Raw genomic sequence first — 15,122 nt, forward strand, 5'->3', positions numbered from 1 at the left:
GGTCAACCGGCCAGGCCGCGTACCCAGGAGTAGACCTCCAGCACCCCGAGCGCCAGCGGCACCAGCGCGACGATCAGCGCCCATTCGGCGATGTCGGCGGCCCTCCCCCAGAACGGCGAGGGCCTGCCGCCGGGCAGCCACACGCCCATGCCGACGACCACCATGGCCGCCCACAGCAGCCCGAGCACCACGGCCACCGAGGTCACGCCGCCCACGCCGATCCCGACGGACACGGCCACCGCGCCGAGCGCGGCCAGCCCGACCAGCAGCAGCCACAACCGCTGCCCGACACCCTGGAACACCCGGGCCCGCATGATCTGCGTGAACGCCAGCACCAGGGACATCGCCACCGAGACCCACCGGCCGTCCGCGACGAACATCGCGTGCGCCCCGGCCCCGACCAGCGCGACGCCCACGACCATGCCGGTCGCGTACCGCCGCGCCGCGCCGGTGCGCTCCAGCACCGAGGCGCTGTCGAGCCGCTGGTTGTCGCCGCGCAGCTCCTCGGCGTTGGTGGGCATGACCGGCAGCGGCACGCGGGCCAGCCGGAAGGACAACACGGGCACCAGCGGGCTGAGCGCCATCACGACGGCCGCGCCCACGGCCGCCACGCCCGCGGGCGACGCCCCGGTCACCATGACGACGGCCGCGCAGACCGCCCCGGCCATCGAGGCGATGGCCGTGCCGAGGAAGCCCGGCACGCCGTCCGCGATCGCGGTGCCGCCGAGCGTGGCCACCAGCGCGGTGCAGGCCAGGGCCCCGAGGAGTTGCGGCGCGCCGATGGTCATCAGCCCGCCGCCGGCCGCCGGGGCCAGCAGCCCGGCCAGGAACGCGTACGGGAGGGCGGCGTACCCGATCAGCGCGCCGGAGCCCGAGTCGCCGACCGCACGCGAGATGGCCATCCCCACGCCGACGACCAGCAGCGCGAGCGACCCGGCCACGATCGCGGTCACCAGCGGGGTCAGGCCGCCGAAGGCCAGCGCCACGGCGCCCGCGACGAGCAGCCCGGCCGCCGCCCCGCCGCCGAGCCCGCGGGTCAGGTCGGGCGACCACTTGCCCTTGCCCTCGCGCACGCCGGTGGCGACCACGTCGGCGACGTCGTCGAACCTGGCCGGCGGCAGCGACACCGCGCGCGGGCGCAGGTAGAGGATCTCGCCGTCCAGCACGCCCAGCGCGCCGAGACTCTGTCCCAGGTCGAAGGGAGGGCCGCCGAGCCGCTGGAGGGTCCAGCCGGGCGCGGTGGCGATGTCGCCGCCCAGCTCACCCATGGCTCTGAGCAGCCCCGGGAGGACGTGCGGCAGCGGGATGTCGGCGGGCAGTGCCAGGTCGGCCCTCCGGCGCGGCCCAACCACCGTCACGTGGCACAGCGGCGGGAGCGGAGCGGGCACTTGGTGCAACGCGCCCTGCTGTGGAGGGGGGATTTCGGCCAGCGATGTCACAAACACAACATAGCGAGACAGAGTTAACTCAGACCTCAACTCGGACGTTAGGCACATCTGGTAAGAAGGTTCTTCCGAGCACCAGAAGGGCCTGTCACAAGGGTGAGCATCGTCGTAGTACGGCGCCCGGAGCGCCGCCCCAGCCCGAAGCCGCCGCGCGGTGAGGTCCTGCTGGAGTCCCCACCGGAGATTCCCGAGGTCCAGTCGCAAGGCATGATGGCGGTGCTGACGTACCTGCCGATGGTGGCGGGCGCGGCGGCGATGGGCCTGATGTTCACCGCCGGGGGCACCAACGCCAACCCCATCATGTACGTCGCCAGCGGCCTGTTCGCGTTCTCGATGGTCGGCATGACGGTCGGCCAGATGGGCCGCCAGGCGGGCGAGCGCAAGGCCCGGCTCAACGGCGCCCGCCGCGACTACTTCCGCTACCTGGCGCAGATCCGCAAGAAGGTGCGCAAGGCGGCCATCCAGCAGCGCGAGGCCCTGGAGTGGAGCGGCCCGGCCCCCGACACCCTGTGGTGGACCGCGATGGGCCCGCGCCTGTGGGAGCGCCGCCCCCGCGACGAGGACTTCAGCACGGTACGCCTCGGCACCGGCATCCAGAAGCTGGCCATCCAGCTCATCCCGCCGGACTCCAAGCCGGTCGAGGACCTGGACGCCCTGTCGGCCGGCGCGCTGCGCCGCTTCATCCGCACCCACTCGACCGTCGAACGCCTCCCGGTCGCCGTCGCGCTGCACTCCTTCGCCCGCATCAAGCTGGACGGCGACCCCGCCCTGGTCCGCGACCTGGTCCGGGCCATGATCGCACAGATGGCCGTCTTCCACTCCCCCGACGACATGCGGATCATGGTGTGCGCGAGCAAGGAGTGGATGAGCCACTGGGAATGGGTCAAGTGGCTGCCGCACGCGCTGCACCCCGAGGAGACCGACGGCGCCGGCCAGGTCAGGCTCATGGCCGAGAACCTGACCCAGCTCGACCGCCTGGTGGGCGGGGAGCTTAAGGAGCGGGCCCGCTTCAAGCCGGGCGCCTCGCCGGACGCGCTGCCGTACCACGTGCTCATCCTGGACGGCGGGCACGTGCCGCAGGACTCGCAGCTCGGCGCGGACGCCATCGACGGCGTCACCGTGATCGACCTGTCGAACTCGGCCGGGACCGTCGAGGAGCGCAGCACGCTGCGGCTGCGCATCGACGCCGCCGGCTTCCACATGGTCAAGCTGGACCACGCGGGCCGCGAGAACACCAACCGGCTCGGCGACCCCGACGCGCTGGACTACCTGCGCGCCGAGGGGCTGGCCCGCCAGCTCGCGCCGCTGCGCGCCTCCTCGGCCAAGGGCGGCGACGCCCAGGACGTGCTGGCGGTCAACACGACGCTGACCGAGCTGCTCGGCGTCGGCGACCCGACCCGGCTGGAGCCGTCGGTGACCTGGCGGCCCCGCGCGGGCCGGAACCGGCTGCGGGTGCCGATCGGCCTCGGCGCCGACGGCCGGCTGGTCGAGCTGGACATCAAGGAGTCCGCCCAGGGCGGCATGGGCCCGCACGGCCTGGTCATCGGCGCGACCGGCTCGGGCAAGAGCGAGCTGCTGCGCACGCTGGTGCTCGGCCTGGCGGTCACGCACTCCTCGGAGATCCTCAACTTCGTGCTCGTGGACTTCAAGGGCGGCGCGACCTTCCTCGGCCTGGACGGCCTCTCGCACGTCTCCGCGGTCATCACGAACCTGGAGGACGAGCTGCCGCTCGTGGACCGCATGCACGACGCCCTGCACGGCGAGATGGTGCGCCGCCAGGAGCTGCTGCGCGCGGCCGGCAACTACGCCTCCCTGCGCGACTACGAGAAGGCCCGCGAGCAGGGCGTCAACCTGCGCCCGCTGCCCACGCTGTTCGTCATCCTGGACGAGTTCAGCGAGCTGCTGACGGCCAAGCCCGAGTTCATCGACCTGTTCGTGATGATCGGCCGGCTCGGGCGCTCGCTCGGCGTGCACCTGCTGCTGGCCTCGCAGCGGCTGGAGGAGGGACGGCTGCGCGGGCTCGACACGCACCTTTCGTACCGGATCGGTCTGCGGACGTTCTCGGCCATGGAGAGCCGGGTCGTGCTGGGGGTGGCCGACGCCTACGAGCTGCCGTCCGCGCCGGGCAACGGGTACCTGAAGTTCGACACGTCCGGCATGACCCGGTTCAAGGCCGCGTACGTGTCCGGCCCCCACCAGGTCGACCCGCGGCACGTCGCCACCACCGACGGTTCGGTGACGGTCCGGGAGATCGTCGAGTACGGCCCCGACTTCGTGCCCGTCCCGATGGTCGAGGAGCAGCCCGAGGACCCCGCGGCGCAGGAGGAGAGCAACAAGGCGCAGCAGAGCCTCCTGGACATCGTCGTCGGCCGCCTGGTCGGCCAGGGGCCGCCCGCGCACCGCATCTGGCTGCCGCCGCTGGCCGAGCCGCCCACGCTCGCGCACCTGCTGCCCCCGCTGTCGGTCACGCCCGAGCTGGGGCTGTCCACGGCCGGGTGGACCGGCCGCGGGCGTCTGCAGGCCGTGGTGGGGATCATCGACCGGCCGTTCGAGCAGCGGCGGGACCCGTACTGGCTGGACCTGTCCGGCGCGGCCGGGCACGTGGGCGTGGCCGGCGGCCCGCAGAGCGGCAAGAGCACGGTCCTGCGCACGCTGATCACCAGCATGGCGCTCACGCACACCCCCCGCGAGGTGCAGTTCTACTGCCTGGACTTCGGCGGCGGCGCGCTGGCCTCGCTGGAGGGGCTGCCGCACGTCGGCGGCGTGGCCTCCAGGCTGGACGCCGACCGGGTGCGCCGCACGGTGGCCGAGATCGCCTCGATCCTGCGCGACCGGGAGCGGGAGTTCACCGAGAACGGCGTCGACTCCGTCAGCACCTACCGCAGGCGGGTCGCCGACGGCTCGCTCCAGGGCGACGGCTGGGGCGACATCTTCCTCGTCGTGGACGGCTGGCTGACGATCCGGCAGGACTTCGAGGCGCTGGAGCCGGTCATCACCGACCTGGCGGCGCGCGGCCTCGGCTACGGCATCCACGTGGTGGCGGCCACCGGCAAGTGGTCGGAGTTCCGGCCCGGCATCCGGGACCTGTTCGGCACGCGGGTGGAGCTCAAGCTCGGCGACGCGTACGAGTCCGAGATCAACAGGAAGAAGTCGCTGGCCGTGCCGGAAGGCGTGCCCGGACGCGGCCTGACCAAGGACGGCCTGCACTTCCTCGGCGCACTGCCCAGGATCGACGGCGTGCAGGACTCCGACGACCTGGCCGCCGGGCTCCAGGGCCTGGTGCAGGCGATCGGGGACTCCTGGCAGGGCCCGCCCGCCAAGCAGGTCAGGCTGCTGCCGGCGGTGCTGCCCGCCGCGTCGCTGCCGGGCGTGGAGGAGACCGGCAAGTCGCGGATCGCGATCGGCGTGGACGAGGCCGCGCTCGCGCCCGTGCTGATCGACTTCGACGCCGACCCGCACTTCGTCGTGGTCGGCGACACCGAGAGCGGCAAGTCCAACATGCTCAAGGTGATCGCCGAGAACGTCGTCGCCCGCAACACGCCGCGCGAGGCCATGATGATCGTGATCGACTACCGCCGGTCGCTGTTGGACACGGCGGTCAGCGAGAACCGCATCGGCTACGCCGCCTCCAGCGCCGCCGCGCTCGAACTGGTCAACGACGCCCGCAACGCCCTGCTCAAGCGCCTGCCGCCGGCCAACCTCACGCCCGAGCAGCTGCGCGCCCGCGACTGGTGGAAGGGCTCCGACCTGTACATCGTGGTCGACGACTACGACCTGGTGGCCACGTCCAACAACCCGCTGCTGCCGCTGGTCGAGCTGCTGCCGCAGGCCCGTGACATCGGGCTGCACCTGATCATGTCGCGGGCCATGGGCGGCCTGGGCCGGGCCATGTTCGACCCGGTGATCCAGCGCATCAAGGACATGGCCAGCCCCGCGGTGATCCTGTCCGGCAGCAGGGACGAGGGCTTCCTGTTCGGCAACGTACGCGCCCAGCCGCAGCCTCCGGGACGCGGCTTCGTGGTGGACAGAAGGTTCGGCTCGCGGCTGGCGCAGACCGCGTTCTGGCCGCCGGCGGAGGAGGAGTGATGGCAGGACTGGACATCCACTTCGAGGCCCTGGACGACTGCCGCATCGCGGCCCATGCCGTGGCGAACAAGTTCGGCGACCTGGCCGACGGGTTCCCCGCCACGGCCGTCGACTCCTCGATCTTCGGCAAGCTGGCCGGCTCCTCGGCCCTCGCGACCGTCGTGGACGGGGTGGAGGGCGTCACCGACCGCGAGTGCGGGAAGGCCAAGAGCCTCGTCCAGAGCGTCGAACGGGCCCTGGACCTGGTGGAGAGCAACGTGCGGAAGGCGAACGACCCGTCATGAGCGCACCGGAGGCGATCAACGGCCTGCCCGGTGGTCCCGACCTGGCCACGCTGGCCGACCAGGTGAGCGGCAATCCCAGTGCGATCCGCGGCATCGCCGCGCGCTGGCGTACGGCCGCGGGTGAGGTGCTCGCCGGCTCGGGCGAGCTCGGCAGCGCCGTCACCACCGTGGACCTGGCCTGGGAGGGCGACTCGGCGGACGCGTTCGTCCGCTACATGTGGGACTACGGCAGGGCCGGCCAGGGCCTGCACGACGCGCTCAACTCCTGCGCCGACGCGCTCGACGCCGCCGCCGACGTGCTGCAGAGCTCCCAGCGCCAGGTGGACGGCATCTGCGACCGGCTGCTCACCAGCGTGCAGAACTACAAGGACGCCAACCCCGACGCCAAGCCGGAGGACCTGAACGCCGAGATCGCCCGCCTGGTGCGCGAGGCGACCGAGAACGCCGGGCAGCCGGTCAAGGACGCCAAGACCGCCGTCACCGACGCCAAGGACGCCATCGACACCGCGCTGGGCGAGCGCACGATGACCTTCGTCAAGATCAAGGCGGCCGGCGAGCAGGAGGGCGAGCACAGGTTCGTGCCGGACGCCGAGCACCGGCTGGACTGGCGGCGTACCCAGAGCTACACCTCGCCCTACTCGGGCACCGGCGGCAGCCCCATCATCGGCGGCTACGGTCCCAGCGGCCCGCCCCCGCCCGCGGGCGGCGGGCCGGCGCCCACGGGCAAGGTGAAGCAGTGGATCGAGGAGGCCGTCGCCGTCCTCAAGGAGCAGGGCTACCCGGTCGGCAAGATGAACGTGGACGACATCTGGATGATCATCCAGCACGAGTCCGGCGGGAACCCGCACGCGATCAACCTGTGGGACTCCAACGCCGCGGCCGGGCACCCCTCCAAGGGGCTCATGCAGACGATCGACCCGACCTTCAACTCCCACGCCCTGGACGGCCACCGGAACATCTACAACCCGGTGGACAACATCATCGCGGGCGTGCGCTACTCGATCGAGCGCTACGGCAGTGTGTCCGCGGTGCCGGGGGTCGTGGGCATGAAGACCGGGTCCGGCTACCGCGGATACTGATCCGGTTGATCAAGGGCCATTCTTCGTCGGTGAGGTCTCCACGCGCCATGCCCGATGGCCCACCAGGGCCACCGGGCATACCGCAGGCAATCCTTCTGATCTCGACTCCGTACAGGCCCTAGCCGCAGTTCCCCCAGTCCGCACTGGTCTCGCCCGAGCCCGCGCTACCCGCGTAACGCACGCACTTGCCCTTGGCGGGGAGCTTGACCGGGCCGGCGTAGTACTCGTAGTTGCCGCGGTCGGTGCTGCTCGTGCCGCCCTGCACCTCCAGGGTCGCGCTGACCGGGGTCGACTTGCCGACGTCGGGGCCGGACTTGAGGGTGACCACGCAGTTCTGACCCGTGCTGCTGTTGTAGAGCTGGTACGTCGTGCCGCCGGTGAACGGGGTCGACCGCTGGACCACGAAGCCGGATCCGCACACCTGCGTCGGCGTGTAGGGGTTCGGCTTCGACGGGGCCGGGGGCGCGGAGGTCTTCGTGGGCTCCGGCTCCTGCGTGGGCTTCTGCGTGGGCTTCTGCGTGGGCTCCGGCTCCTGGGTGGGCTTCTGGGTCGGCTGCTGCGTGACCGTCGGGGTGGGGGTCGGGGTGGGCGTCGCCGTGGGGGTCGCCGTGGGGGTCGCCGTGGGGGTCGGGGTGGGCGTCTCGGTCGGCTTCTGCGTCGGCTTCTCCGTCGGCTTCCCGTTCGGCCGCTGGGTGGGCGTCTCGGTCGGCTGCTGCGTCTGCGTCGCGGACGGGGTCGGCGTGACCGTCCTGGTGACCGTGGCCGTCGGCTCGGGCTCCTTGGTGGCCTTCCGCTCCTGCACGGTCGGCTGGATCGTCGGGACCGTCAGCTGCTGGGTCGCCGTCGGCGTCGGCACCGAGGTCAGCACCGGCACCTGGGGGTTGTCGGCGGAGGTGTCGTCGTTCGGCAGCACCAGCGGGCCAACGCCGTCGTCGTCAGGGGAGGGCGTGGTCGCCCAGGGGGCGGTGACCTCGGGCTGGGGCTGCGTGGGCACGGTGGTGACCGCCTGCTGGGCCGCCGCCGCCGCGCCCGAGGTGGGCGACGCGGAGCCGGCCGCGGCGGCGGGCTCGAACGTGACGTTGGAGGAGTAGCGGCTAGCGCCCCACAGGCCGATCGCCGACAGCAGCATGACCGCGACCACGCCGGCGGCCAGGCCGATGGGGAACGGCTTGCGCGCCGGTCCGGCGCTGCCCGCACCGGCCGTCGCGGGCTGGGCCGGCTCCACGGGCGGGTTCTGGGGTCCGGGCGGCGGCCCCCATGCGGCCTGCACGGGCACCGGCGGGTACTGCACCGGCACGCCCTGCACCGGCTCGTCGTTCATGGGAAGGTGCTGCATCGGGCCGGGCTGCATGGGCTCATGCCCCATCGGGCCCTGCGGCGGCACACCGGGCACGAACGGGCCGGGCTGCATCGGGTCGTGCCCCATCGGCCCGTTCGGGACCGGGCCGTTCATCATCGGCCCGTTGGGGATCGGCCCGTTGGGGACCGGCCCGTTGGGGATCGGGCCGTTCATCATCGGGCCGTTCGGGATCGGGGCGCCTTCGATGGCCAGGGGCAGCACCGGAGGCTGGCCCGGCACGGGCGGCTGACCGTCGATCAGGGTGACGAGCTCCGCCGGGCCGGACGGCGGCATCTGGGACGGCGGCATGGGCACGCCCTCGATCGGCGCCGCCGGCATGGGGGCCTTGTCGTCGCCGAGCAGGCGCAGCAGCGCCGTGTACGTCGTGGGCCGCCCGGACACGTCCTTGGACAGCGCCGCGAGGACCGTCTGGCGCAGCGGATCGGGCAGCCCGTCCACCTCGGGCTCGTCGGTGAGCACGGCGTGCGCGTCCTGGCCGAACGGCGCGGAGCCGGTGGCGGCGAACACCACGGTCGCCGCCCAGGCGAAGACGTCGGCGTAGGGGCCGTACTGCAGGCCGTTGAGCTGCTCGGGGGCGCGGTAGCCGATCTCGCCGGCCGGGTCGCCGATCTCGATGTCGGTGACGCGCAGCCCCTCGCCGGTGAGGATCACGTTGTTCGGGGTGAGCCCTCGGTGCGCGAACCCGGCCAGGTGCACCGCGGTCAGCGCGGTGAGCATGCCGACCGCCACGCGTTCGAGCGCGTCGCCGGTCAGCGGGCCGTCGGCGGCGACGGTCTCGGCCAGCGAACGTCCCTCGACGTGCTCACGTACGACGTAGAGCAGGCCGTCCTGGAGGCCGGCGTCGAGCGTACGGGCCACGTACGAGCTGGATACCCGGCTGACGTCCTTGAGCCGGGTCACGAAGTCCGGGTCGGCCGCCGGGTCGACGGTCAGCGTCTTGATCGCGACCGGATCGGCGTCCTCGGACTCCTTGCCCAGATGAACGGCGCCACGCGGGCCCTGTCCCAACAGGCTCACGATCTCGTGATCGCCGATCCGCTCCGGTACTGCTGCCTGGGGGGAGTCCTTCTCCACCATGACCGTCCTTTCAGGAGTCCGTCATGATCAGAGACATTTAACCAAATATGCCCCATAAGCATCAGCAGTTTCGGCCGCCACTCTTAACAGTTAACCGTCAATTCTCCCGATATCCGGCGGCGAGCCGGGCCGCCAGCGCCGCCTGCGTCCCATGGGCACGAACACCCAGGCCGCCAACGCCAGCCCGACCAGCGAGAACCCGCCCGCCGCGACCACCGTCGCGACCTCCATCGACCGCTGGTCCGGCGGCACGACCTTGCGCACGACGGTCGCGGGCAGCGGCGGCGGCACCGGCGGCGCCACGGCCACCTGCTCCGACGGCAGCACCGCGGTCACCGCGAGCAGCGGGTTCACCATCCCGGCCCCGGTGCCCGTCCCCGACGCGCCGTCGGCGGTCAGCGTGATGCGCCTGCGCACCTGGAGCTGCGTCAGCCCGGGATGGCGCGCGCGGACGAGCGCGACCACGCCCGTCACGTACGGGGCGGCGTAACTGGTGCCCTTCAGGGCGGCCTGGTACCCCTTGAGCGGCCAGGTCGAGCTGACGCCCTCCCCCGGGCCGAGCACGGCGACCGCGTTGGGGTTGGAGAACGTCGAGCGCCCGCCGTCCGGGGTCGCCGAGCCCACCGACAACACCCCGTCGTACGCGGCGGGGTAGGAGGGGGCCGACGTGCCGTCCTCCTTGGTCAGGTTGCCGGCGGCGGCGACGATCACCACGTCCCGGCCCAGCGCGTAGTCGACGGCCGCCTTCAGGTCGGGGGTGTCGGGGGCGTCGATGGAGAGGTTGATGACGTCGGCGTGCTCGTCCACGGCCGTCTTGATGGCCTTGGCCAGCAGCCCCACGTCGCCCCGCTCACCGGCGACCTGCTTGATCGACAGCAGGCTGACGCCTGGGGCGACGCCGTGGAAGGGGATGTCCTTGCGCGGCTGGCCGGCGATGATCCCGGCGACCGCCGTGCCGTGGCCGACGCAGTCGCGAAAGCCGGTGTTGGTGAGGTCGGCCTTGCCGCTCAGCCGGATCTGGGGATGGGTCTCGTCCACGCCGCTGTCGATGACGGCGACCGTGACGCCCCGGCCCGTGGTCAGCGGCCACACCTTCTCCGCGTTGACCCGCCGCTGCGCCCACGTCTCGGCGATCGCCATGGAGGCCTTCTTGGGCGTGCACCTCACGGGCGCGGCCTGTGCCGGCGCCGCCGCGAACTGCAGGGCGAGCACGCTCGCCGCCAAGGCGCGACCAATCATGGGGAAAGAGCGTAGCCTGCCCGATCCGGGAGGAAAGCTCCACTCACCACGGAACGAAGCCCCGGCGGCGGGCCAGGGCCCCTGTCCGTGCTCACTGCGTGGCGGACTCGATGTTCCGCTGGTAGGTGCCGATGACCCGCGAAGCCTCCTGCAGCTCCTCGGTCATGCGCTGGAAGGCCGTGCGGTAGTTCTGCCAGGCCTGACTGAAACGCTGGGCTCCGGGGCCCGTCCACGCGGTGCCGACCTTGGCCGCCTCGCGGTCGAGCGCGGTCATGATGGTGCGGAGCGCCTCGGACTGCTGCGTGAACTGGCTGGCCATCTGCTGCATTTCCGCGGGGTTGCCGCCGAGCATACTCTGGCTCATGCATACCTCCTGGAACTGGTGAAAGCGCCCTCACCATAAAGCGGGCCACCGCCCGTCGCCCCCGTTATGCCGAGCGGCTATGGTCGTCCAGAGGATTATTCGGATCTAAGGAGTGATCCCCTCATGCGCGAGGTCGTGGTGACGGGTGGCGGCACCGGGATCGGCTACGCGATCGCGGAGGCGTTCGCCTCCCTCGGCGACCGCGTCACGATCACCGGCCGGCGCGAGCACGTGCTGAAGGAGGCGGCCGCGCGGCTGGGGGCGGCGTACGTGCCGTTCGACGCCGCGAGCCCGGCCGCCGTCAAGGACGCGCTCGACAGCCTGCCCGCCCACGTGGACGTCCTGGTCAACAACGCCGGGGGCAACACGAACCTGGAACGCGGGCAGTCCGGCGACCTGGCGGACGTCGCCGAGGCGTGGTGGGCCAACCTCAACGCCAACCTGCTGTCCGCCGTGCTGGTCACGACCGCGCTCGCGCCACGCATGGGCGAGGGCGGCCGGATCGTCTCCATCGGCTCGATCGCCGCGCGCGGCACCGGGTCCGGCTCGTACGGCGCCGCCAAGGCCGCCGTCGAGTCCTGGACCGCCGACCTGGCCGCCGAGCTGGGCCCCCGGGGCATCACCGCCAACGTCGTGGCTCCCGGCCTGGTGATGGAGACCGAGTTCTTCCGCGGCAGGCTCACGGAGGAGGGCATCAGGGCCCGCGTGCAGAACACGCGTAACGGGCGCCCTGGCACCCCCTCCGACGTGGCCGATACCGTTCTCTTTCTGGCATCCGCGGGAGCCGGGCACATGACGGGGCAGGTGCTGCATCTGAACGGCGGCGCGTACCTCGGCCGCTGAGCACTCACGAGGACCACGAGGACCACGAGGAAGGGACGAAGGTCGGTGCGGAAGGTTCTGATCGCCAATCGCGGCGAGATCGCCGTACGGGTGGCCCGCGCGTGCACGGACGCGGGGATCGGCAGCGTGGCCGTCTACGCCGACCAAGACATCGACGCCCTGCACGTCAGGGTGGCCGACGAGGCGTACGCGCTGGGCGGGCAGTCCCCCGCCGAGACCTACCTCGACATCGCCAAGCTGCTCGACGTCGCCGCGCGCGCCGGCGCCGACGCCGTCCATCCCGGCTACGGCTTCCTGGCCGAGAACGCCTCGTTCGCCCAGGCCGTCATCGACGCCGGCCTCACCTGGATCGGGCCGCCCCCGGCCGCCATCGCCGCGCTGGGCGACAAGGTGCAGGCCAGGCACATCGCGCAGAAGGTCGGGGCGCCGCTGGTGGCCGGCACCAAGGACCCGGTCTCCGGCGCCGAGGAGGTCGTGGCGTTCGCCGAGCGGCACGGGCTGCCGATCGCGATCAAGGCCGCGTACGGCGGCGGCGGCCGCGGCATCAAGGTCGCGCGCAGGCTGGAGGAGGTCGCCGAGCTGTACGACTCCGCCGTGCGCGAGGCCGTGGCCGCCTTCGGCAGGGGCGAGTGCTTCGTCGAGCGCTACCTCGACCGTCCCCGGCACGTCGAGACCCAGTGCCTGGCCGACCGCGCGGGCAACGTGGTCGTGGTCAGCACCCGCGACTGCTCGCTCCAGCGCCGCCACCAGAAGCTGGTGGAGGAGGCGCCCGCACCGTTCCTGTCGCCGGAGCAGATCGACCTCCTCTACACCAGCTCCAAGGCCATCCTGAAGGAGGCCGGCTACGTCGGCGCCGGCACCTGCGAGTTCCTCGTCGGCCAGGACGGCACGATCTCCTTCCTGGAGGTCAACACCCGCCTGCAGGTCGAGCACCCGGTGAGCGAGGAGGTCGCGGGCGTCGACCTGGTGCGCGAGATGTTCCGGATCGCCGACGGCGAGCTCCTGGGCTACGACGACCCGGCCCTGCGCGGCCACTCGATCGAGTTCCGGATCAACGCCGAGGACGCCGGCCGCAACTTCCTGCCCGCCCCCGGCACGCTGACCGCCATGCGCACGCCGTCCGGGCCAGGCGTCCGCCTCGACTCGGGCTACGAGGCCGGGATGACGGTGCCGCAGACGTTCGACTCGCTGGTGGCCAAGCTGATCGTGACCGGGCGCACCCGCCACGAGGCCCTCGACCGGGCCCGGCGGGCGCTGGCCGAGTTCGAGATCGACGGCATGCCGACCGTGCTGCCCTTCCACCGGGCGGTCGTGACCGACCCGGCGTTCACGTCCGAGCCGTTCGCCGTGCACACGCGGTGGATCGAGACCGAGTGGGACAACCCGGTCGAGCCGTACGCGGGCGAGGTGGCCGCCGCTCCGTCCGCCCCGGCGGTGCGGGAGACGGTGACGGTCGAGGTCGGCGGCAAGCGCCTTGAGGTGGTGCTCCCGGCCGGGCTCGGCATGGCAGGCCCCGCGCCCGCCGCGGGCAAGGCGCCGCGGCGCGCCGGCGGCGCGCGGAAGCACGCCACGGCGGGCGGCGACGCGCTGGTCAGCCCGATGCAGGGCACGATCGTCAAGGTCGTCGCGACCGACGGCGACGTGGTCGGCGAGGGCGACACGGTCGTGGTGCTGGAGGCCATGAAGATGGAGCAGCCGCTGACGGCCCACAAGTCGGGCACCGTCACGGGCCTGTCGGCCGCCGTCGGCCAGACCGTCACGTCGGGCGCCACGATCTGCGAGATCAAGGACGCCTGAGCCCGCTCCCCTGTGCCTGCGCGCCGTCGCGGGCAGGTAACGTGCCCAGTGAGGAACTTTGCCGACCGCCCGTTCGTCCTCATGGGCGAAGGAGGCTTGCTGCCAATGACCCATTCGCTGCGCCGAGCAGGGGCCGCGATCGCGGCTCTGATCGCCGGGCTGTTCGTCGTTCTTGCGCTGTCCCCTGCCGCCAACGCGGCGGCGCCACCTGACGCACAGACTGTGGTGCAAAACTGGAAGAAGGCCCCGCTCTACGTGGTGTCGGGCTCGCCCTTGAGCTCCAGCCAGCAGAGTGACATCAACGACGCGCTGAAGGACGCCGACAGCAAGATCTACGCTGTCGCGCTGCCCGACGGCACCTTTGACAACTCCACCGTCGGGCCGTACCTCTCGTCGCTGGGCAAGGCGCTGGTGGACGCCGGTCGTCCCAAGGTGACGGTGGTGGTGTTCGACGGCGAGACGATGTTCGCCGGGTCCAACGCCCTGCGGAACAACCTCGCCGGCCAGCTGGTCAAGCTCTCGGTGAACGCCAACTCGGGCGACATCGTCGCGGGCGTGAAGGACTTCACGAACCGGGTCGACGCGGCGGGCAAGAACGACCGCAGCGGCGCCCTCAGCCCCAGCAGCCAGGCCAACCCCGGCGCCGGCGGCCAGTTCGCGCTGGTGGCCCTGCTCGGCCTGCTGGTGGTCGGCGGTGGCGGCTACTTCCTCTACTCCAAGAACAAGAAGAAGAAGCGCGCCATCCAGGAGGCCAAGGACCTCGCCGCGGTCAAGCAGACCGTGGAGGAGGACGTCACCAAGCTGGGCGAGGAGATCACCGAGCTCGACACCGACGTCACCCTCGCCGGCCAGGGCGGCGGGCACATCAGCGAGTGGCAGCAGGCGCTCGACTCCTACGAGAAGGCCAAGGTCCAGCTCAACGCGGTCCAGCGGCCCGACCAGGTCCGCGAGGTCACCCAGACCCTGGAGGACGGCCGTTACGCGCTGGCCGTGGTGAAGGCCAAGGTCAACAACCGGCCGATCCCCGAGCGGCGCGCCCCCTGCTTCTTCAACCCGCAGCACGGCCCGTCGGCGCGTGACGTGCGCTGGGCCCCGCCCGGCGGCGCGGTGCGCGACGTGCCGGCCTGCGCGATGGACGCCGAGGCCGTCGAGCGCGGCTTCGACCCGCAGATGCGCGAGGTCATGGTCGACGGTCACCGTCGCCCCTACTACGACGCGGGCCCGGCCTACCAGCCGTACGCCTACGGCTACTACGGCGGCTTCGGCGACATCATGACCGGCATGTTCATCGGCACGATGATGGGCAGCATGTTCCACGGCGGCTGGGGTGGCGGCGGCTACGGCGCCGGCTACGCCGAGGGCTACCAGGACGGCGGCGGCGGCGACCTCGGCGGCGGTGACTTCGGTGGCGGCGGCGACTTCGGCGGCGGCGGAGGCGGCGGCTGGGGCGACTTCGGTGGTGGCGGCGGCGACTTCGGTGGTGGCGACTTCGGCGGCGGCGACTGGTAAACCCCTGCGCCGACCCTGACGGGCGCGCCCTCCCATTCC

The 15,122-nt window shown here is 72.2% G+C and carries 10 protein-coding genes; 6 read left to right on the forward strand and 4 right to left on the reverse strand.

Annotation, left to right across the window (positions count from 1 at the left end; all coding sequences use genetic code 11):
* Positions 1–2 precede the first annotated feature (2 nt).
* Positions 3–1,358, reverse strand: coding sequence for a type VII secretion integral membrane protein EccD (eccD, locus tag ABZ444_RS09770; RefSeq protein WP_357994590.1), 1,356 nt, complete (start codon positions 1,356–1,358; stop codon positions 3–5).
* Between the two features lie 183 nt (positions 1,359–1,541).
* Between eccD and eccCa the strand changes: the two genes are divergently transcribed.
* Genes eccCa through ABZ444_RS09785 form a run of 3 tightly spaced genes read left to right on the forward strand, consistent with a single transcriptional unit; the run spans position 1,542 to position 6,894 of the window.
* The gene (eccCa, locus tag ABZ444_RS09775) at positions 1,542–5,531 is read left to right on the forward strand and encodes a type VII secretion protein EccCa (RefSeq protein ID WP_357994591.1); all 3,990 of its coding nucleotides are present in this window, start codon (positions 1,542–1,544) and stop codon (positions 5,529–5,531) included.
* The gene (locus ABZ444_RS09780) at positions 5,531–5,815 is read left to right on the forward strand and encodes a hypothetical protein (protein WP_357994592.1); all 285 of its coding nucleotides are present in this window, start codon (positions 5,531–5,533) and stop codon (positions 5,813–5,815) included. Before eccCa ends, ABZ444_RS09780 begins: the two co-directional genes overlap by 1 nt.
* Positions 5,812–6,894 carry a transglycosylase SLT domain-containing protein gene (locus ABZ444_RS09785; RefSeq protein WP_357994593.1) on the forward strand — a complete coding sequence of 361 codons (1,083 nt, stop codon included), beginning with the start codon at positions 5,812–5,814 and terminating at the stop codon, positions 6,892–6,894. The genes ABZ444_RS09780 and ABZ444_RS09785 overlap by 4 nt, the downstream gene beginning before the upstream one ends.
* 118 nt (positions 6,895–7,012) lie before the next feature.
* Here the strand turns inward: ABZ444_RS09785 and ABZ444_RS09790 are convergent, their stop codons facing one another.
* From ABZ444_RS09790 to ABZ444_RS09800, 3 genes are all read right to left on the reverse strand, one after another.
* Complete coding sequence (locus ABZ444_RS09790) at positions 7,013–9,331, reverse strand: protein kinase (RefSeq protein WP_357994594.1); 2,319 nt, start codon at positions 9,329–9,331, stop codon at positions 7,013–7,015.
* Positions 9,332–9,421: 90 nt separating this feature from the next.
* Positions 9,422–10,570, reverse strand: coding sequence for a S8 family serine peptidase (locus tag ABZ444_RS09795; RefSeq protein WP_357994595.1), 1,149 nt, complete (start codon positions 10,568–10,570; stop codon positions 9,422–9,424).
* Between the two features lie 91 nt (positions 10,571–10,661).
* Positions 10,662–10,934: a WXG100 family type VII secretion target gene (locus ABZ444_RS09800; RefSeq protein ID WP_352326956.1), complete on the reverse strand. Its 273-nt coding sequence runs from the start codon at positions 10,932–10,934 to the stop codon at positions 10,662–10,664.
* Positions 10,935–11,057: 123 nt separating this feature from the next.
* Here ABZ444_RS09800 and ABZ444_RS09805 point away from each other — a divergent pair, with 123 nt between their 5' ends.
* The 3 genes from ABZ444_RS09805 to ABZ444_RS09815 all read left to right on the forward strand — a co-directional run bounded on the left by ABZ444_RS09805 (position 11,058) and on the right by ABZ444_RS09815 (position 15,083).
* Positions 11,058–11,777, forward strand: a complete 720-nt coding sequence (locus ABZ444_RS09805) for an SDR family oxidoreductase (protein ID WP_357994596.1) — start codon at positions 11,058–11,060, stop codon at positions 11,775–11,777.
* Positions 11,778–11,822: 45 nt separating this feature from the next.
* The gene (locus ABZ444_RS09810; RefSeq protein ID WP_357994597.1) at positions 11,823–13,574 is read left to right on the forward strand and encodes a biotin carboxylase N-terminal domain-containing protein; all 1,752 of its coding nucleotides are present in this window, start codon (positions 11,823–11,825) and stop codon (positions 13,572–13,574) included.
* A gap of 105 nt (positions 13,575–13,679) precedes the next feature.
* Entirely contained in the window at positions 13,680–15,083 is a 1,404-nt protein-coding gene (locus ABZ444_RS09815; RefSeq protein ID WP_357994598.1) for a hypothetical protein, read from the forward strand.
* The last annotated feature ends 39 nt before the right edge of the window (positions 15,084–15,122 follow it).

Origin of the sequence: Nonomuraea sp. NPDC005730, from assembly GCF_040630865.1 — a bacterium.
GTDB lineage: Bacteria > Actinomycetota > Actinomycetes > Streptosporangiales > Streptosporangiaceae > Nonomuraea.

Excerpts from the sequence above, each read along its gene's own strand:
- ABZ444_RS09780 (WP_357994592.1), top strand. The coding sequence starts at position 5,531 with ATGGCAGGACTGGACATCCACTTCGAGGCCCTGGACGACTGCCGCATC.
- ABZ444_RS09785 (WP_357994593.1), top strand. The coding sequence starts at position 5,812 with ATGAGCGCACCGGAGGCGATCAACGGCCTGCCCGGTGGTCCCGACCTG.
- ABZ444_RS09790 (WP_357994594.1), bottom strand. The coding sequence starts at position 9,331 with ATGGTGGAGAAGGACTCCCCCCAGGCAGCAGTACCGGAGCGGATCGGC.
- ABZ444_RS09795 (WP_357994595.1), bottom strand. The coding sequence starts at position 10,570 with ATGATTGGTCGCGCCTTGGCGGCGAGCGTGCTCGCCCTGCAGTTCGCG.
- ABZ444_RS09800 (WP_352326956.1), bottom strand. The coding sequence starts at position 10,934 with ATGAGCCAGAGTATGCTCGGCGGCAACCCCGCGGAAATGCAGCAGATG.
- ABZ444_RS09805 (WP_357994596.1), top strand. The coding sequence starts at position 11,058 with ATGCGCGAGGTCGTGGTGACGGGTGGCGGCACCGGGATCGGCTACGCG.
- ABZ444_RS09815 (WP_357994598.1), top strand. The coding sequence starts at position 13,680 with ATGACCCATTCGCTGCGCCGAGCAGGGGCCGCGATCGCGGCTCTGATC.